This is a genomic window from Stenotrophomonas maltophilia (assembly GCF_013464915.1).
GTDB lineage: Bacteria > Pseudomonadota > Gammaproteobacteria > Xanthomonadales > Xanthomonadaceae > Stenotrophomonas > Stenotrophomonas maltophilia_AT.
The window spans coordinates 1-17,932 of sequence record NZ_RAVT01000008.1 but is presented as its reverse complement, the minus strand read 5'-3'; the positions used below and the strand labels follow the sequence as shown (position 1 = coordinate 17,932).

At 62.7% G+C, this 17,932-nt stretch carries 15 protein-coding genes and 1 tRNA gene; 7 read left to right on the top strand and 9 right to left on the bottom strand.

Annotated elements, in window-relative coordinates; genetic code table 11:
• The 6 genes from D7T59_RS03140 to D7T59_RS03115 form a co-directional block, all read right to left on the bottom strand.
• A partial coding sequence (locus D7T59_RS03140; protein ID WP_475290007.1) for an NADH-quinone oxidoreductase subunit D-related protein occupies positions 1–749 on the bottom strand: 749 nt, incomplete at its 3' end.
• 429 nt (positions 750–1,178) lie between these two features.
• Complete coding sequence (locus tag D7T59_RS03135) at positions 1,179–2,636, bottom strand: aldehyde dehydrogenase (protein WP_180853450.1); 1,458 nt, start codon at positions 2,634–2,636, stop codon at positions 1,179–1,181.
• 46 nt (positions 2,637–2,682) lie between these two features.
• On the bottom strand, positions 2,683–3,729 hold the full coding sequence (locus tag D7T59_RS03130) for a zinc-dependent alcohol dehydrogenase family protein (protein WP_219629645.1): 1,047 nt from the start codon (positions 3,727–3,729) through the stop codon (positions 2,683–2,685).
• 212 nt (positions 3,730–3,941) lie between these two features.
• On the bottom strand, positions 3,942–5,498 hold the full coding sequence (locus tag D7T59_RS03125; RefSeq protein ID WP_219629646.1) for an MFS transporter: 1,557 nt from the start codon (positions 5,496–5,498) through the stop codon (positions 3,942–3,944).
• A 3-nt stretch (positions 5,499–5,501) separates the two neighbouring features.
• Complete coding sequence (locus tag D7T59_RS03120; RefSeq protein WP_180853448.1) at positions 5,502–6,005, bottom strand: MerR family transcriptional regulator; 504 nt, start codon at positions 6,003–6,005, stop codon at positions 5,502–5,504.
• Positions 6,006–6,117: 112 nt separating this feature from the next.
• Positions 6,118–7,026, bottom strand: coding sequence for a LysR family transcriptional regulator (locus D7T59_RS03115; RefSeq protein ID WP_180853447.1), 909 nt, complete (start codon positions 7,024–7,026; stop codon positions 6,118–6,120).
• A 163-nt stretch (positions 7,027–7,189) separates the two neighbouring features.
• Here D7T59_RS03115 and D7T59_RS03110 point away from each other — a divergent pair, with 163 nt between their 5' ends.
• The 3 genes from D7T59_RS03110 to D7T59_RS03100 all read left to right on the top strand — a co-directional run bounded on the left by D7T59_RS03110 (position 7,190) and on the right by D7T59_RS03100 (position 9,886).
• Entirely contained in the window at positions 7,190–8,116 is a 927-nt protein-coding gene (locus D7T59_RS03110) for an alpha/beta hydrolase (RefSeq protein ID WP_180853446.1), read from the top strand.
• A 117-nt stretch (positions 8,117–8,233) separates the two neighbouring features.
• Complete coding sequence (locus D7T59_RS03105) at positions 8,234–9,205, top strand: alpha/beta hydrolase family protein (protein ID WP_180853445.1); 972 nt, start codon at positions 8,234–8,236, stop codon at positions 9,203–9,205.
• Positions 9,206–9,250: 45 nt separating this feature from the next.
• Entirely contained in the window at positions 9,251–9,886 is a 636-nt protein-coding gene (locus D7T59_RS03100; protein WP_180853444.1) for an SDR family oxidoreductase, read from the top strand.
• A gap of 1,082 nt (positions 9,887–10,968) precedes the next feature.
• Here D7T59_RS03100 and D7T59_RS03095 read toward each other — a convergent pair.
• From D7T59_RS03095 to dtd, 3 genes are all read right to left on the bottom strand, one after another.
• Positions 10,969–11,044 (bottom strand) — tRNA-Ile (locus D7T59_RS03095).
• Positions 11,045–11,207: 163 nt separating this feature from the next.
• A complete protein-coding gene (rpoD, locus tag D7T59_RS03090) occupies positions 11,208–13,061 on the bottom strand; it encodes an RNA polymerase sigma factor RpoD (RefSeq protein WP_180853443.1) in 1,854 nt (617 codons plus the stop codon).
• 90 nt (positions 13,062–13,151) lie between these two features.
• A complete protein-coding gene (gene dtd, locus D7T59_RS03085; protein ID WP_043034581.1) occupies positions 13,152–13,592 on the bottom strand; it encodes a D-aminoacyl-tRNA deacylase in 441 nt (146 codons plus the stop codon).
• A gap of 61 nt (positions 13,593–13,653) precedes the next feature.
• Here dtd and D7T59_RS03080 point away from each other — a divergent pair, with 61 nt between their 5' ends.
• The 4 genes from D7T59_RS03080 (at position 13,654) to D7T59_RS03065 (ending at position 17,906) form a co-directional block, all read left to right on the top strand.
• The gene (locus D7T59_RS03080; protein WP_099554591.1) at positions 13,654–14,574 is read left to right on the top strand and encodes a lauroyl acyltransferase; all 921 of its coding nucleotides are present in this window, start codon (positions 13,654–13,656) and stop codon (positions 14,572–14,574) included.
• An 84-nt stretch (positions 14,575–14,658) separates the two neighbouring features.
• Positions 14,659–15,795, top strand: coding sequence for a GTP cyclohydrolase II RibA (gene ribA, locus D7T59_RS03075; RefSeq protein WP_164136758.1), 1,137 nt, complete (start codon positions 14,659–14,661; stop codon positions 15,793–15,795).
• A 75-nt stretch (positions 15,796–15,870) separates the two neighbouring features.
• Complete coding sequence (locus D7T59_RS03070; RefSeq protein ID WP_180853442.1) at positions 15,871–16,371, top strand: PH domain-containing protein; 501 nt, start codon at positions 15,871–15,873, stop codon at positions 16,369–16,371.
• Positions 16,368–17,906 carry a PH domain-containing protein gene (locus tag D7T59_RS03065; protein ID WP_180853441.1) on the top strand — a complete coding sequence of 513 codons (1,539 nt, stop codon included), beginning with the start codon at positions 16,368–16,370 and terminating at the stop codon, positions 17,904–17,906. The genes D7T59_RS03070 and D7T59_RS03065 overlap by 4 nt, the downstream gene beginning before the upstream one ends.
• Positions 17,907–17,932 lie beyond the last annotated feature (26 nt).

Here is a 17,932-nt window from a genome sequence, read left to right as displayed (position 1 = left end):
TGCGGGCTCACAACGCCAATGCCCACCGTGCGCTGCTTCCAGATTCTGTTGTCGGTGAGCAGGGTTTCGTACTCATCAATGCGGTTCGGGAACTCGCGGGTGAAATTCTCGATGAAATCGAGCAGTGACCCTTCTCTCGCGACGTTCAGCCGCCGCAGCTCCTTCCCCTTCTTCCAGCGTGACTCCTTGTACTTCGGCATCTGGTCAGGCAGATCACGGTACACACCGCCTGGCCGGTAGTAGGTGGCATGCATTCGAGCGCCGGATACCGCCTCGTAGCAGTCCATCAGCTCTTCGCGTTCCCGGAATGCRTAGAGCATCACGGCCATGGCGCCCAGGTCCAGCGCGCCCGTTCCGATGTTCATGAGGTGATTGAGGATACGGGTGATCTCATCGAACATCGTGCGGATGTACTGTGCCCTGATGGGTGCATCGATTCCCAGAAGGGTCTCAATCGCACGTACGTAGGCATGTTCATTGCACATCATGGACACGTAGTCCAGCCGATCCATGTAGCCGATGGACTGGTTGAAGGGCTTGGACTCCGCCAGCTTCTCGGTGCCCCGGTGCAGCAGGCCCACATGCGGATCCGCGCGCACAACGGTCTCGCCATCCATCTCAAGCACAAGACGCAGTACCCCATGTGCCGCAGGATGTTGGGGGCCGAGGTTCATCACGTAGTTCCGGATCTCGGTATCCCGCCGATCACCGCGCATGGGAGCACCGCCGCCCGCCGTCGTCTGCTTCATGTTCATTCAATAGCTTCCGTAGACTGAACGCATTCAGCGGAAGTGCTCAATGCTCCAAGCGTTGATGCTACGTCGACCCGCAAGGCGCGATGTGGACTGCTTGGTCTGGAATCTGGGGGCTTGGGGCCAGAGTCAGGCCTAAGCACTTCGGGGCTGGCACACGAGCCATCTCGACGACAGAATCCGGACAGTGGCTGGAGGCCTGCGAGGTCGTTTGGGTCCAAGAGCGGACATCCCCTACCTTCGGTAAACATCCCTAATCCTTGCCCTACCCGACGCCCGCTTTTGGCGAGAAGTTACGCCAATGACCGGCCGTGACAGCACTGCATCAAGAATTCCTGCGCGAGTTGTTCCGCGCAGGGTTCTATGGGCTACCACTTCCGCCTACCTAAGGAGTGCCGCCTACCCGCCAACTGGCAGGTATGGTGTTCAAGCCATTACGACCGTCTTCGATTCCATGAAGGCGACCAGACCTTCAACACCGCCTTCGCGGCCAACACCAGACTGCTTGAAGCCGCCAAAGCCGATAGAGAAATCGGTACGCGGACCATTGTGGCCAACGGTGCCAGCACGAATCTTCCTTGCGACTTCGAAGGCCTTCTTCGGATCGTTTGTGAACACCGCGGCATTGAGTCCGAAGCGGCTCTCATTGGCGATCCGGATTGCGTCTTCCTCGTCATTGGCAGGAATAACGCAGAGCACCGGTCCAAAGATCTCTTCCTGAGCGATGGTGGACATGTTGTCGACATTGCCGAACACGGTCGGCTCGAAGAAGAAGCCCTTCTCGATTCCTTCCGGCCGCTTGCCACCCGCGGCAAGAGTTGCGCCTTCGGCAACACCCTGGTCTACGAAGCGTTGGACGGTATCGCGCTGGCGTGCACTTGCCAGCGGTCCAGACCCAGTGCCCTCATCAAGCGGATCACCCAACTTGATTCCCCGGGCGATCTTGGCAAGCGCCTCCACCATCTGATCATGCTTTGCTCGCGGGACCACGATGCGGGTCAAGCTGTGGCAGATCTGTCCGGTGTTGTAGGTGAAGTAGGAGTTGCCAAGGATCTTTGCAGCCTCTTCGATGTCATAGTCATCCAGGATGATCGCGGGCGACTTTCCACCTAGCTCCAGCGTCACCCGTGCGACGCGCTCCGAGGCGACCGCTGCAATGCGCTTGCCGGCGCCGGTGGAGCCAGTGAAGGTGATCTTGTCCACAGCCGGGTTGGCCACCAATTCCTCGGAAACGTCACGATCGGCAGTGACCACATTGATCACGCCCGGCGGCAAACCCACCTCTTCGCAGATCTCAGCAAGCATGTAAGCCGAGCAAGGGGCTTCGGGCGAGGATTTGATTACCAACGTGCAGCCGGCCAGCAGTGCGGGGGCCGTCTTGTAGGCCATCAGGCCTGCCGGACCATTCCACGGAATGATCTCCGCGACGACACCTACCGGCTCGTAGACCCGGTAGCCAAGATTGCCGGTCACCGAGCGGTGTTCTTCGGTAAATGGGAACGTCGACGCCATCTCTGCGTACTGGCGGAATGCGCCGCTGATGAACAGCCCGATGCGAGGCTGAGCGACCTTGAAGACGATGCCGGTCTCCAGGGACCAGACGCGCGCGAAGTCATCATTCCTTGCCTCCAGGCGTGCGGCAATCTTCTCCAGGTAGCCGGCCCGCTCCTGCGGCGTCATCCGCGCCCACGGTCTGTTGTCGAAGGCATCACGTGCCGCATCGACTGCGCGCTGCATGTCCACAGAGTTCGCTTTGGGTACCGATGCAATCACGTCTTCGGTAGAGCAGTCCAGAACGTCGAACGTTTCATTCGAATCGGGTGCGACCCACTGGCCACCAATGAAAAGGCGGTCCGGATGCTTGAGGTCGATAGTGCGTTTCATGTTCTTCTCCAGGTTTGATGAGTTCTGTTGAATAGTGTTGAGGAGGTTAGAAAAGGAACACGCCTTTTCCACTGGCTTGCTTGTTGAAGTCGGCATAGGCCTCGTTTGCCTGTTCCAGGCGCCATTCGCTGGTGAACAGGTCGTCGACCTTCACGCCATGGCTTGCGATGAAGCGCGCGCATTCGTCCATGGCAGTCTCGGACAGCGTGAAGGAGCCGATAACGTTCCGCTGCTTGCCGATCAGGTCCCGCATGACGTCGATCTTCAGTTCACCGCCTACCGCCACCAGGGCAGTACGGCCCCAGGTGCGTGTGCTTCGAATGGCCTGGGCGCGAGGAATAGGCCCGCCGGCGCAATCGATCGAGCAGGACACGCCTCGGCCAGTCGTGAGCTTGTGGATCTCTTCAATGGGGTCTGAAGTACTTGCGTCGATGGCATGTGCGACGCCGAAGCGCTTTGACTGGGCAACCCGTTCCGCATTGATGTCCACACCCAAGACTTCAACCCCCATGGCAGCCGCCATCTGCGCTACCGAAAGGCCCACCGGGCCCAGGCCGTACACGGCCAGCGTGTCTCTGGCGCTGATATCCAGGCGTTGCAGCGCGCCGTATGCGGTGCCGGTACCACAGGCGATCGCCGCACCGCCCTTGAAGCTGACATCGGCGGGCAGGTGCACCAGCGACGTCACCGGAACCTTCATGTAGTTCGCGTGTCCGCCATCACCCAACACGCCGTAGATCTTGGCGCCCTGGTCGCAGAGCTGAGTCCATCCCGACCTGCAGTGCTCGCAGGTGCTGCATCCGTCGTAGTGGAAGACGATGACCCGATCACCCTTGCGGAACGAGCCGCGTTCGCTGCCTGGGCCGATCTCTGCGATGACGCCACAGGGCTCGTGCCCGCCGATGATGACGTCTGACGTCATCCTGCTGCGCATGCCGAGCATGTCCAGGGCTTCGGCCATGCCATGCCGATAGTAGTGAAGATCCGTGCCACACATCCCCGAGGCCTTGATCTCGATGATGGCCTCACCTGGGCCCGGCACGGGATCTGCGAAGTTCATTACTTCCACTTCGCAGTTTCCCTTGAATACCATTCCGCGCATTGCTCTGTTCCTCTTCTTCAATGGATGAAGCGATGGAGGTTCCTTTGCATGGGGATGCTAGGCAGCTCTGGCACTTCGAAAAAGACGGGAGGGATTGACGCAGTGTCAATCCATGATTGCCAATTCGTGTTCTGAAGATGCGTTTGGTCATCCCGTGCCGGCTTCTGGCACAGGTGCGTGATGCTTCGGCTTTCTGATGCGATTTAGCGGATGGATCTCTGCGCCAAGGCAAAGACTCCCGAGAATGCAATGACGATTGCCAGCAGCACGTAGCCGTCCTGGATGCTCAGGAAATCGACCTGTCGCATCAGCTCGCGATAGATCTGTGCAATGGCATCCATCCGGGCCTTTGCCAGATCACCGCTATGAACAACCAGGCTTGCTGCCAGTCGGTCCAGATGTTCGTTGAAGTTCGGGTTGTAGATGCTCACGTTCTCCGCAAGCCGGGAGTAGTGAAGCTGGGATCGATGCTGTTCGAGCGCGATGAACGTTGCCGTCGAGAACGACAGCGTTAGTTGCTTGACGACGTTCTTCAGCCTGTAGGCATGGCTGTAGTCATCCGCCTCGAACATGCTGAAAGTCACCGACGCGACGGGCAGCGCCATGGTCAGAAGTAGCGCGCCGCGGAAGAACAAAGGTGGCACCAGCCACTCTTGGCTTGTGTTCGGGGGAATCGCGGTGAACCAGGCGCAGACTAGGAATGCCACAACATAGCCAGGCAGGATCAGCCATTTCTTCCGTGGCAGCAGCGGCGACACACGGAAGTAGATGAAGACCAGGGGCAGCGCTAGCAGTGCGGTTGCGCCAACGATCTGGCCAGCCTTGTCGACGGGATAGCCTAGGCCGCCTTCTAGGAAGCGCGACGTGAGAAAGTTCAACGCATTGTTTGCGTAGTAGAAGCAGACATACATCACCAGCCCGGTGCGGAAGGTCTGCTGCCTGACGGCATGCAGCCGCAGCAGGGGCCTTTGATGATGCCACTGGTGATGCGCGAACCAACTGAGTGCTGCGATCCCTGCCAGCGCGCTGGCGACCAGTGCCGGCGAACTGGCAAACAACTCGAATCGCACCTGCTGCATCGAGATCTGCAGCGCGGAGATGGCAACGGCGAAAAGGATGTAAGGTCCGGCATGGCTCTCACCGTGCTCCTCCTGGGGAAGGACGCCCAGGTCAGGCAGCGCGACGTAGGCCAGTATGGCAACCGGTATGGCAGCGACGGCTGTTGCGATGAACAATGCGCTCCAGCCTTCCTGTACCACCAGATAGCCGCCCACTAGTGGTGCAAGTGCGCTTCCCAGAAGGATCAGAGAGAGAAACTTTCTCAGTCCTTTTGCCCGTTGGGCACCCTCTGTGCCCCGCTGCAGTGCGATACGACAAGCGCTGAGCATGGGGCCCATGGCATAGCCCTGAAGCCCACGGGCGAGCATCAGTTGGAAGGCAGACTCCGCGATGCCCGCTAGCGCGGCGGTCACGGCAAAGAGGAGCAGAGAAGCGGTGATGTATCGCCGGTAGCCCAGCCGTTCCACCCACCACTGCTGCTGAACGATTCCCAGCACGGAGGTGATGGCGTATGCGCTGCTTGCCCATACCAGCTCAGATGAGCTGGCACTGACGCCACCTGCGATGTGGCTGGCGAAATAGGTGAAAGCGGCGTGGTCGAAGTAATCCAGCGCCACGGTCAGAGCGAGGGCCCAGGTCATCAAGGCTGAGACGGACTCGCGCCCTCGTGAATCCCCGTCCTGAGACAGAGCAGCGTCCACGACTTAGCTCTCCTGGCCTTCGCCCGCCGCCCTCTTGCTCCGGGCGAGAATCCGCTTGCCGCGCATTGCGTCTTGGCTCTGGCCAGAGAGTCGCTCGTTGACGTAGTCCAGATCGTCATTTAGTTCGGTGCGCAGTGCTTCGGCCTCTTTCAGCTCCTTCCGTGCCGCGGCGATGCGCGCATCCAGGGCCGCGATCTGCTCACTGAGGCCCTGGGATATCTCGCGAAGCGAGGCGTCCGCGTAGATCGTGCTGCCATCATCGAGCGTCTCCACTGGGCGCTTGAGCATCTCGGCGATGCCCTGCAGCGAGAAGCCAAGGGAACGCAGGCGAAGAATCCGCGCCATGCGCGCGAGATCTTCCTCGCTGTACAGCCGGTAGCGGCCGTCGCTGCGCTGCGGAACGACCAGGCCACGCTCCTCGTAGTACTTCAGCGTCCTCGGGGTCACGCCGAGCCGTTCCGCTGCGTCTCTTACGGTGATCGAGGGCTGGGTATCGCTGCTGGTCATGACATTGGCCCGATGCAAGGTGCACGTAAACGTATACGTTCACGTACAACTTTGCAATGGACGGCTGTTCAGACTTTGGATCCAGACAGCTTCGTGAGGGACCCGCCGGGCGCTATGCCGATCGCATTTCCACCAGCAGATCGATCAGCGCCCTGACCTTGGCCGGCATCTGATCTCGGGAGGGGGCATAGATGTAGAAGCCAGGGAATGGCCGCGACCAGTCCTGAAGCACCGGGATCAGCCGTCCGGACTCAAGGTGCTGGCGGAGCGCGATGTCCATGTGCTGAACCAGGCCCACGCCCTGCAGCGCGGCATCGATCATGGCTTCGTCATCGTTGGTGATGAACGCCCCTTGGGGTGAAACCGAGAACTCGTGGGACTCCGGCTCCGGGCTGGTGAACTCCCAGCCGTGAATCGCTCCAGTGGCCATGCTCCTGAACCCGACACAGTTGTGCGAAGCCAGATCCGTGGGAGTTCTGGGAATGGGATTGCGCTCGAAATAGGCTGGTGATCCTGCAACCACCAGCTCGATCTTGGGCGAGATGGGAACAGCGATCATGTGCTCGGCCAGGCTCTCACCCAGCCGGATCCCCGCGTCGGCACCTTCGGCAACAATGTTGGACAGGCGATCGTCCATCATCAGCTCGAGCTTGAGCCCTGGATAGCGCCTGCCCAACTCAGCCAGATGGGGCTGTATCAGGTATTTGGCCGCCACGTGAGACGTGCTGATGCGTAGCAGGCCTGACGGCGCTCCGCCCGCCGCGCTCAGCTCCCGAAGCGAGCGCTCGATAATTCCCAGTGCCGGGCTGACGCTGTCAAAGAGACGTTGACCATCCTCCGTGAGCGACATATCACGCGTCGTTCGGTACAACAGCTTCACGTCCAGCTGCCGCTCTAGCGTTTTGAGGCTTTGTGACAGAGCCGCCTTCGATACGCCAGCCTCATTGGCAGCCTTGGTGAAACTTCGATGCGTGGCGATGTGGGTGAACCACGCCAAGGCGGGGAGCAGGGAGGGATCCATCTAGGCGTCTCTACTGTAAACAAATTATTGACTCTGCGGTCGGAATTACCATCTTGTTCCGACTCAATCGCTTTCTTACTCTTTCCCTGCCGGCGACGCAATCCCTTTCGCCGTAGCGATGCAACAACGGCATTTGACCGCAGCCCCTACCCGAGGACGCACCATGGAAAGCGTAAAGATCCGCAACCCCGACATGTACTGGGATATTGCTGCAGATATCCACTTCCCCCCTGGCTTCGACAAGTCCAAGCGCTACCCCACCATCATCAGCGCGCACCCGATTGGCAGTTGCAAGGAACAGACCTCCGGCAACGTCTACGGCACTGCACTGGCCCAGGAAGGCTTTGTTGTCATTGCCTTCGACGCGAGCTTCCAGGGCGCCAGCGGCGGTGAACCGCGTTTCATTGAGGATCCGACGTTGCGAGTGGAGGACTTCCGCCACGTCGTCGACTACCTCGTCACGCTTCCCTACGTCGACGACGCACGCATCGGCGTTCTTGGTATCTGCGGTGGCGGTGGCTATTCAATCAACGCCGCGATGACCGAGCGCAGGATCAAGGCCGTCGGCACCATCACCGGCGCCAACTATGGCCGCCTGTTCCGCGAAGGCTTCAGCAACTTCGACCCGATTGGTGCATTGGAAGCGATCGCCGCTCAGCGCACCGCTGAAATGCGTGGGGAGGCACTGCGGGTTGATGATCTGTTGCCGCCGTCCGTAGAGGCGGGCCGCCAGGCCGGGATCAAAGAGATCGATGTCCTTGAGGCAACGGACTACTACCGCACTCCACGGGGGCAGAAGCCGCACGGTCTGAATCGGTCGCTGTTCTCCCATCAGGGAGCGGCAGTGGGCTGGGATGCCTTCCATCTGGCCGAAGTTCTGCTGACTCAGCCACTCATGGTTGTCGTGGGCGACAAGGTCGGTGGTTTCGGTGCATATCGCGATGGTTGCGAGATCATCGGTCGTGCCGCCTCCAAGAAGAAGGAGCTGGTCGTCGTTGAAGGCTGGTCTCACTACGACCTCTACGACAAGCCTGAGCCGGTCGGCCAGGCACTGGCCAAGCTCGTCCCGTTCTACAAAGACAACCTGTAACCAGACGCCACGAGCACCACTCGATCTCCGGTCAGGGCAGAGCTCTGGCCGGGGAGCCGGACAGCGTCATGCGCTTCGCAATGAAGCGCCGAAATCTGAATCCAGGAAGAAAGATCTATGGCACGCATCGAACAAGATCGCCTTCGAGAGGCGATGCAGCAGCTTGCCGCCATCTCGCCGGAAGACCACAACATGGTCAAGGCCTTGGCGGGCATCATTCGACCCCTCCGGAGCTTCCTGCATAAGGATCCTTCCGATCACGGCATGACCGAGTGGGAGGATCTTTCGATCCCGTCCGAGGATGGTACGCCACTTGAGGCTTGGCTGATTCCAGCCAAGGGTGGAATGAGCGATAAGCTGATCATCTTCAATCACGCCTCGCCCATGTGTCGCTCCGGCTTCCCGGGGCACTTCGGGCCGCCATGGAGCAACGTGGATGATGGCGAGATCGACTTCGTACTTCAGTACAAGCACCTGACCGATGCTGGCTACAACGTACTGACCTACGATCTGCGCAATCATGGCAACAGCTCGGCGGCCAACAATGGAGTCAGTGGGCTTGGCCAGTGGGAATGGCGCGACTGCGTGGGCGTGAAGCGCTTTGTGGATGCGCACCCTCTGCTTGGAAAGATGAAGGTGGGGCTCTTCAGTCAATGCCTGGGAGGAATCTCCCAGTACGTCGCCATCTCAAAGCACCCGGAACTGTTTGAGAACGTTCTGTGCATGTGCAGTCCGATGGTTCCCACTCCCGAGGGCTTGGTGAACCGGGCCACCGAGCGGATGGGAATCGAGCGCTATCGGGAGCTTGTCGATCTTGAGTTCATGAAGTTGGGGGGCTTCCCAGCGGCTGCGATGAGCCCCCGCCCCTATGCCCCAGACGTGCAGATGCCGGTTCTGATGTGGCAGCTGACCGATGACGCCGCGGCACCCAACCCGCGGGATGCCCAGGAGACCTTTGACTTGATCGGCAGCGCCGAGAAGCAGCTCATCTGGATCGACGGTACGTCGCGTCGCTTCAAGGATGGCTACAACTGGTTTGGCAGGCATCCAGAACTTGTCCTTCAGTTCCTGGATAAGCACATGCGCTGAGGCATTAGGTCTCGAGATACATACGACAGAGTGAGAGTAGAAGACATGAACAACGTACTTGTACTTGGAGCAAGTGGACAGATCGCCCGTTGGGCAGTCCAGATGCTGGGCCAGCACCCAGAGGTCGAGCAGACCTTGTATCTGCGGAACCCAAAGAACGTCACAGGCAGCGAGCCTGCAAACGCGAGAGTGGTCATCGGCGACGTTCTGGACAAGAAGGGCTTGGCGCTGGCAATGCACGGTAAGGACATTGTCTACGCCAACCTCGCTGGCAACGTGGACAAGCAGACCGAGACCATCATTTCAGTGATGAAGTCGCAGGGTGTGAAGCGCCTGATCTTCGTCAACTCCCTGGGGATCTACGATGAGGTGCCTGGTGCCTTCGGCGAGTGGAACAAGGAAGAGATTGGCCAGTACCTGCCGCCCTATCGAACCTCGGCCGACCTGATTGAAGCCTCAGGCCTCGACTACACGATCATTCGTGCGGCGTGGTTGACCGACGAAGATGAGGTTGACTATGAAACCACCGAGAAGGACGAACCCTTCAAGGGCACGGTCATTTCACGCAAGAGCGTTGCGGATTTGGTTGTGAAGATCATCGAGAACCCCACTCTCCACAGCAGGGGCAACATCGGCGCAAACAAGCCCTGGACCGATGGCGACAAGCCTTACTTCATGTGAAGAATCACGTTACTCAGCCCCGAGATTCGGGGCTGGGCCACGACTTCGGCGCACATGCGAGTCACCTCTGCCACTTGCGGCCCATCGGCGGCCGGATCCGAGTTGAGTTGATGACTATTTGGAGTCGAACATGGCTCGTGCCACCGCCCTCCTCCTCACAGCCGGCGAACCTGGATCTACTGCAAGAAACATACATGCGGATCGCGCGAGTTGCGACGTCTGCTTTCGACTAGCAGCAGACATGCCACCCTAGGAAAGGCGCCTCTCACACGAGGAGTCTGCACTATCCAGCGGCTCTGCGGGTACGCTCAATCCTACTAGCCACTGTAAAACTCCTGCTCAGCTGCCCTCAGCACGCTGCAAGGGTCCGTCTGAAGAACTTCGATTGGGGTGAATGCACCAAGAAGCGCATGGCGGGTCATGAACCACTCTAATTCGCCCCACCCTGTGGACATGCCCTGTGCGTCCAAGAACAGGCCACTTTCGCGAAGCACTCCTATGATCTCTGTAAGAAATGGGAGCGGTTGACCGTCTTTTCCAAATTGCCATTCCGGGTAACGCCAGCTTCCACCGTCCATTTCCCAGTAGACAGCCAGGACAGTCCCCGCTCCTCGCAGTTGATTCATCTGCCGAGCCACGTCTTGGTCATCGATTGCGAAGCGCTTGGCCACCTCGACCGAGGTCAGCCAATTGCGCGCAAGCTGGCCTCTCCGCTCTGCGGAGGCCGCCTCCACCGAGCACGACGGCTCACTTTTCCAATCCCGTTCTGAACTTTCATGCCCCATGTGGAGATCACCAGAGTTCGTCCCTCGGATCATAGCGCCGTTAACAACCGGTGGCAGTAAGAAACAAGCCCGAGTTTAAGAGAAAGCTCTTTAAGAAGGCGGGAAAGCACGTCAGCATAAGTTGGCCATTTAGGTCAACTTGTGCCTCACAGGATGATCGTTCCTCGTCGCGCCAGGTTTTACTTGGAAATGCCAGCGACTTAGGGCCAACTCATGCTTCGGACGTCAGTACTAGTTGGCCTTAACGGTCAACTTGTGCCTCCCCCCACAATCCGCACTCGATCGTGCGAGGTCGATTGGTGGGCCCACCAGGATTCGAACCTGGAACCAAGGGATTATGAGTCCCCTGCTCTAACCGTTGAGCTATAGGCCCGGCGCAGCGTCACAGTGTAGTAGAGCCTGCACTCGCCCGGCTACCCGGCAATCGCGAACAGCAGCCGAGCATGGCTCAGCTCTACAGAAGGCACGGGCAACCCCAAAAAGAAAAACCCCGCACCAGGCGGGGTTTCTCTCAACGCTTCAACAGCCGCTGGATATCAGTCGATATCCAGGAAGCTGCGCAGCTGCTCCGAGCGGCTCGGGTGACGCAGCTTGCGCAGGGCCTTCGCTTCGATCTGGCGGATGCGTTCGCGGGTCACGTCGAACTGCTTGCCGACCTCTTCCAGCGTGTGGTCGGTGTTCATGTCGATGCCGAAGCGCATGCGCAGCACCTTGGCTTCCCTCGGGGTGAGGCCGGCCAGCACGTCGCGCACGGTTTCAGACAGGTTGATGTTGGTGGTGTTCTCGATCGGGGACTCCACGTTGGTGTCCTCGATGAAGTCGCCCAGATGGGAATCCTCGTCGTCGCCGATCGGGGTTTCCATCGAGATCGGCTCCTTGGCGATCTTCATCACCTTGCGGATCTTGTCTTCCGGCATGTCCATTTCCTTGGCCAGCTCCTCCGGCGTAGCCTCGCGGCCGTACTGCTGGAGCATCTGGCGGGAAATGCGGTTCAACTTGTTGATCGTCTCGATCATGTGCACCGGAATACGGATGGTGCGTGCCTGGTCGGCGATCGAGCGGGTGATCGCCTGGCGGATCCACCAGGTGGCGTAGGTCGAGAACTTGTAACCGCGGCGGTATTCGAACTTGTCCACGGCCTTCATCAGGCCGATGTTGCCTTCCTGGATCAGGTCGAGGAACTGCAGGCCACGGTTGGTGTACTTCTTGGCGATCGAGATCACCAGGCGCAGGTTGGCCTCGACCATTTCCTTCTTGGCCTTGCGCGCCTTGGCTTCACCGTAGGCCATGGCACGGCTGATTTCCTTCAGCTCTTCCAGGTCCAGCTGGGTCAGCGTCTCGATGTCGATCGTCGCCTGCTGTTCGGCAATGATCTGGTCCTTCACTTCGCGCAGGGCCGAGGACCACTTCTGCTTGCGCTTCAGTGCGTCTTCCACCCATTCCAGGTTGGTCTGGTTGCCTTCCCAGGAACGGATGAAGTCCTTGCGCGGCATGCGCGCAGTGACGGTGGCCAGGTTCAGCACGCGGCGCTCGTGGGCCTTGATCGACGCCATGGTGTCGCGCAGCTGCTTGGTCAGCACATCGGTCAGCGGCAGCGGCAGCTTCAGGGTGACGAACACCGCCGACATTTCCTCGCGCAGGCGCGGCAGGTTCTTCTTGTCGCCCTTGGTCGCGGCCTTCCTGAAGGCGTTGAAGGCATCGCTCAGCGCCTGCATGCGCGCAGCGACTTCCTCCGGATCCGGACCGGTCGGTGCGGCTTCTTCCTCGCCACCCTCGACATCATCGTCCTCGTCCTCGTCGCCCTCGGCGTCCGCATCGGCGCTGTCATCGGCAGCGGTCGCCGGCGCTGCCGGCTCTTCGTCGGCCAGGTCGTTGAAGCCGACGATCACTTCGGCCAGGCGCTTCTTGCCTTCCTTGTGGGCTTCGTAGTCGGTCAGCAGCGACTCGACCGAAACCGGGAACTGGCCCAGGGCAGCCTGGACCTGCGAAAGGCCTTCCTCGATGCGCTTGGCGATGGCGATTTCGCCTTCGCGGGTCAGCAGCTCGACGGTGCCCATTTCGCGCATGTACATGCGCACCGGGTCGGTGGTACGGCCACCTTCGGTGTCGAGCGCGCTCAGCGCGGCGGCAGCTTCTTCGGCCGCGGTGTCATCGACTTCGCGGTTGCCGGTGTTGCCATCGTTGAGAAGCAGGGTTTCCACATCCGGCGCAACTTCATGGACATCGATGCCCATGCCGTTGATCATGCCGATGATGTCTTCGATCTGTTCCGGGTCGACCATGTCGTCCGGCAGATGGTCATTGACTTCGGCGTAGGTCAGGTAGCCCTGTTCCAGGCCCTTGCTGATCAGTTGCTTGATTTCGGATTGGGCAGGACGTTCGTTGGCCATGTAGTGCTCGCGCCACCGGCTAGGGAGAAATAGGGAACGTAGCATTATACCAGCCCGGGGCCCCGCCTGCCGGGCGGTGGTCCCGCAGGCTCAGGGCCGGAGAAGGAAGGTCACAGGACCGTCATTGACCAGGCTGACGACCATATGGGCACCAAATCGGCCCGTTTCCACCCCTGGCGCGTGATTTTCACGACAGATCTCGACAAAACGATTGAACCCGCGTTCAGCCTCGTCCGGCGGCGCGGCCGTGGTGAAGCTGGGCCGCATGCCCGAACGGGTGTCGGCGGCCAGGGTGAACTGGCTGACCAGCAGCAGGCCGCCGCCGGTATCGCGCAGCGAGCGGTTCATCTTCCCGGCCTCGTCGGCGAATACCCGATAGCCCAGCAGGCGCTCGGCCATCCGCCGCAGCTGGGCCTCGGTATCGCCCGGCTCCATGCCGACCAGGGCCAGCAGGCCGGGCCCGATCTGCCCCACGGCCTCATCGTCGACATGGACGGCGGCCTGGCTGACACGCTGGATCAGGACGAGCATCGTGGGCTTCCAATGAACAGGGCCGGCCACGATAGCAGCGCCCTTGGCTAAACTGGCGCCGATGAATCCGCAACGCAAAGCCCGGCTGGTCTACCGCGCCACCACCCTGTTCGCCCGCCTGCCCTGGCCGCTGCTGCGGGCGTTCGCGCGCGCGCTGGCGTGGGCGTGGATCGCCCTCAATGCCCGCGAGAGCCGTGTCACCCGGCGCAACCTGGAGCTGGCCTACCCCGAGCTGGACGGCGCTGCCCGCGACCGGCTGCACCGGGAGCTGCTGCGCTCCACCGCCCTGCAGGCCATCGAAACCCTGCGGCTGTGGAGCCAGACGCCGGCCGACAACCTGCGCCTGCACCTGAAGCAGCGCCATGGCGAGGCCCTGTACGACGCGGCGCTGGCCAGCGGCAAGGGCGTGATCGTGGCCGCCCCGCACTTCGGCAACTGGGAGCTGCTGAACCAGTGGCTGGCCTCGCGCGGGCAGATCGCCATCGTCTACAAGCCGCCGGAGGACGAGGCCAGCGATGCCTTCCTGCAGCTGGTGCGAGGCGGGCAGAACGTGCAGCAGGTGCGCGCCGAAGGCCCGGCCGTGCGCCAGCTGTTCAAGGTGCTCAAGGACGGCGGCGCCACCGGCATCCTGCCCGATCAGCAGCCCAAGGCCGGCGATGGCGTGTTCGTGCCGTTCTTCGGCGTGCAGGCGCTGACCATGACCCTAGTCAACCGGCTGGCCGAACGCACCGGCGCCACCGTGCTCTATGGCTGGTGCGAACGCATCGGGCCGGACATGGAATTCGCCCTGCACATCGAGCCGACCGACCCGGCCGTGGCCGATCCGGACCCGCAGGTGGCCGCCACCGCCCTCAACGCCGGTATCGAACGCATCGCCCGCCGCGACCCGGCGCAGTACCAGTGGACCTACAAGCGCTATACGCTGCGGCCACCGGGCAGCGACGAGGAAGACCCCTACGCGACCGAAGAGCATCCCCACTGACAGCGGCCCCCAGGTCCGCCCGGTCCCTGCGACCTGTGGCCGCACCACGTTGAATACGACGCCGTCGCCCCCATAGAGACTGCGATGTCCGCCTCCCCCGGTCCTGCCATGTCTGCTGCTTCTTCCCTGTTCGGCGATCCGGCCGCGATCCGCTGCGAGCGCGCGGTTGCCGAACTGCGTGCCGGTCGCCCAGTGCTGCTCCACGATGGCCAGGGCCAGCGCCTTGCGGTAATCGCGCTGGACAGCGCCACCGCCAGCAGCTTCGCCGCGTTCGCCACTGCCGCGCGCGAGCGCCACTATCTGTTCCTGACCGCCACCCGTGCCCGCGTGCTCGGCGTGGAGGCACCGCAGGGCGCGCGCCTGCCCCTGAGCGGTGTGGCCTTCGATGCCCTGCCCTCGCTGGGCTACCTGCGCGAGCCCGGTCCGATGCCGGAAGGCTGGAGTGCCGGCGACGCCTTCGATGCCGGCGCGGTGGAGCTGGCCCGCCTGGGCCTGCTGCTGCCAGCGATGGTCGCGGTGCGCCTGGACGCCGATGACCACACTTTCGACGGTGCGGCCGAGGTGGCCCTGTGCGACCTGGCCGAAGGCGCAGCACATGCGGCCCACGACTACGAACTGGTGGCGCGTTCGCCGGTGCCGCTGCGCGACGTCGGCATGACCACCTTCGCAGTCTTCCGCGGCGGCGTGGCGCAGCGCGACCAGGTCGCGATCATCGTCGGCGAGCCGGACCTGTCGGCCGTGGTGCCGGTACGCGTGCATTCTTCGTGCCTGACCGGCGACCTGTTCGGTTCACTCAAGTGCGACTGCGGCGACCAGCTGCGGCGCGGCCTGCGCAAGCTGAAGGAGCTGGGCGGTGGCGTGCTGCTGTACCTGGACCAGGAAGGCCGCGGCACCGGCATCGCCGCCAAGATGCGCGCCTATGGATACCAGCACGACGGCCTGGACACCATCGATGCCGATGCGCAGCTGGGCTTCGGTGCCGACGAGCGCCGCTACGGCAGCGCGGTGGCGATGCTGCGTGGCCTGGGCATTTCGCGCGTGGCGCTGCTCAGCAACAACCCGACCAAGGCACAGCGCCTGCGCAATGCCGGCATCGAAGTGCTGGACTGCATTCCGGTCACCGGCGAGATCACTGCCGAGAACGAGAACTACCTGCGTACCAAGGCCGACCGTGCCGGCCACCTGCTGGATGTCGATGCACTGATCCAGGCTGCCCAGTAACGCAGCCGACCTGCTACCGTCTGCGCGGTGCGGCCACGGCCGCTACCGCCCGCCCTGCTGCCTGACGGAGCCCGCGTGACCGACGCCTCGATTCCTGTACCACCCGCCACTGATTGGCAGGTACTGCCGCAACGCGCAGCCCGCCTGGCCGCACTGGAAGGAGCCTTTGGCGGCCTGTTCATCCCGGGCCTGCCACTGGCGGCGGCGGTGTGGTTCTTCGATCTGCCCGGTGGCCTGTGGACCGCTGCGGCCGGGCTGCTGATGGGTGTGGCCTTTGGTGCATGGCTGGGCCGTCGACGCCTGGTCCGCACCCGCTGGCGGCTGGACGCACAGGGCCTGGGCCTGCGCCGCGACCTCATGTGGCAGCTGGAAACGCGCATCCCGCTCTCGCGGGTGCAGCATCTCGATCTGCGCCGGGGCCCGCTGGAGCGCCGTGCCGGCCTGGCCACGCTGATCGTGCACACCGCCGGCACCCGCATGAGCGCGGTGACCGTGAGCGGCCTGGACGAAGCCGACGCCGAACGCCTGCGCGACACCCTGTCCCACCAGCTCGACCAGGACGCCGACGCCCTGTGAGCCTGCCGCCGCCCCTGCCTGCACCGCTGCCCGTCGGTACCGAGGACCACCGGCTGCACCCGTGGTCGTGGCTGTTCGTGCTGCTGATGCAGCTGCGCCACTACTTCCTGCCGCTGGTCGCGCTGCTGGTGTTCGGCCAGCGCGGCGACCGCGATCCGATGTGGGCGCAGCTGATTCCGTTGACGGCAATTGCCGCGCTGGTCCTGGTGTCAGTGCTGCAGTACCTCAGCTACCGCTACCGCATCGGCAGCGATGCGATCACCGTGCGCAGTGGCCTGTTGGCGCGCAACCGCCGCGAGATCCCGTTCGCCCGCATCCACAATGTGGAAGTGCGGCAGAACCCGCTGCACCGCCTGTTCGGCGTGGCCGAGCTGCGCCTGGAATCGGCCGGTGGTGTGCGCCCTGAAGCGGAGATGCGGGTACTGAAGCTGGACCAGGCACTGGCGCTGGAACGGCTGGTCCGCCAGCGCGGGCAGGCGCCGCAGGCCGTCGACGCCGTTGATGCGCCGCCCATTGCCGACGTCGACAGCGAACACGTGCTGCTGCGACTCTCCAGCTGGGACGTGGTGCGCATGGGACTGCTCTCCAACCGCGGCTGGGCACTGGCGGTGGCCGCGTTCGGCGTGCTGTTCCAGACGGTGCCGCGGCCGGTGATGGACGATGCCATCCAGCGCGGCGGCCGTGAGGCCTTCGGCTATGCCAGCCACCTGCACCCCGGCGTGACCGGCGCCTTCCTGCTGGTGGCGGCAGCACTGCTGCTGGGCTGGCTGGCGCTGCGCGTGCTGTCGGTGGTGCTGACCCTGTTGCGTTACCACGGCTTCACCCTCGTCGAGCAGGACCGCCGCCTGACGGTGTCGGCCGGGATGTTCAGCCGCACCCGCAGCAGCGTGGCACGTCGCCGCATCCAGGCCTGGACCCTTCGCGAAGGCACCCTGCAGCGCTGGTTCGGGCTGCGCCAGCTGCGCATCGACAGTGCCGCCGGTGGCCCTTCGCGTGATGAGGACCGTGCGCTGCGCGAACTGGCGCCGCTGGCAACCCGCGAACACTGCACACAGCTGGTGCAGCACCTGCTACCCCAGCTGGACTGGCCGCCGGCGCACTGGCAGTCCATTCCGCAGCGCGGCTGGTGGCGGCTGTGCCTGGGCGCGCTGGTGCTGGTGCCGCTGCTGGCCGTCGCCGCGTACTGGCGCTGGGGCCCCTGGGGCCTGGTCGTGCTGGCCTGGCTGCCGGTCGCGCTGTTGGTCGCACGCCGGCAGATGGCACGCATGGGCTGGTATCTGGACGAGCACTATGTGGCCGTGCGCGGCGGCTGGTGGAAACGCTGGTGGCGCTGGGCCGAGCTGGACAAGGTGCAGGGCCTGCGCCTGCAGCGTTCACCGCTGGACAAGCTGCTGGGCACCAGCAGCCTGCAACTGGATACCGCCGGTGCGCATGGCGACGTGGCACTCACCCTGCACCATCTGCCGCAGGCAAGGGCACAGCAGGCGATGGATCAACTAGCGGCCGCGCTGGCGCGGCGCAAACTGCGCTGGTAAGCCATACAGGTAGTGCCGGCCGCTGG

Excerpts from the sequence above, each read along its gene's own strand:
- D7T59_RS03135 (WP_180853450.1), bottom strand. The coding sequence starts at position 2,636 with ATGAAACGCACTATCGACCTCAAGCATCCGGACCGCCTTTTCATTGGT.
- D7T59_RS03130 (WP_219629645.1), bottom strand. The coding sequence starts at position 3,729 with ATGGTATTCAAGGGAAACTGCGAAGTGGAAGTAATGAACTTCGCAGAT.
- D7T59_RS03120 (WP_180853448.1), bottom strand. The coding sequence starts at position 6,005 with ATGACCAGCAGCGATACCCAGCCCTCGATCACCGTAAGAGACGCAGCG.
- D7T59_RS03115 (WP_180853447.1), bottom strand. The coding sequence starts at position 7,026 with ATGGATCCCTCCCTGCTCCCCGCCTTGGCGTGGTTCACCCACATCGCC.
- D7T59_RS03110 (WP_180853446.1), top strand. The coding sequence starts at position 7,190 with ATGGAAAGCGTAAAGATCCGCAACCCCGACATGTACTGGGATATTGCT.
- D7T59_RS03105 (WP_180853445.1), top strand. The coding sequence starts at position 8,234 with ATGGCACGCATCGAACAAGATCGCCTTCGAGAGGCGATGCAGCAGCTT.
- D7T59_RS03100 (WP_180853444.1), top strand. The coding sequence starts at position 9,251 with ATGAACAACGTACTTGTACTTGGAGCAAGTGGACAGATCGCCCGTTGG.
- rpoD (WP_180853443.1), bottom strand. The coding sequence starts at position 13,061 with ATGGCCAACGAACGTCCTGCCCAATCCGAAATCAAGCAACTGATCAGC.
- dtd (WP_043034581.1), bottom strand. The coding sequence starts at position 13,592 with ATGCTCGTCCTGATCCAGCGTGTCAGCCAGGCCGCCGTCCATGTCGAC.
- D7T59_RS03080 (WP_099554591.1), top strand. The coding sequence starts at position 13,654 with ATGAATCCGCAACGCAAAGCCCGGCTGGTCTACCGCGCCACCACCCTG.
- ribA (WP_164136758.1), top strand. The coding sequence starts at position 14,659 with ATGTCCGCCTCCCCCGGTCCTGCCATGTCTGCTGCTTCTTCCCTGTTC.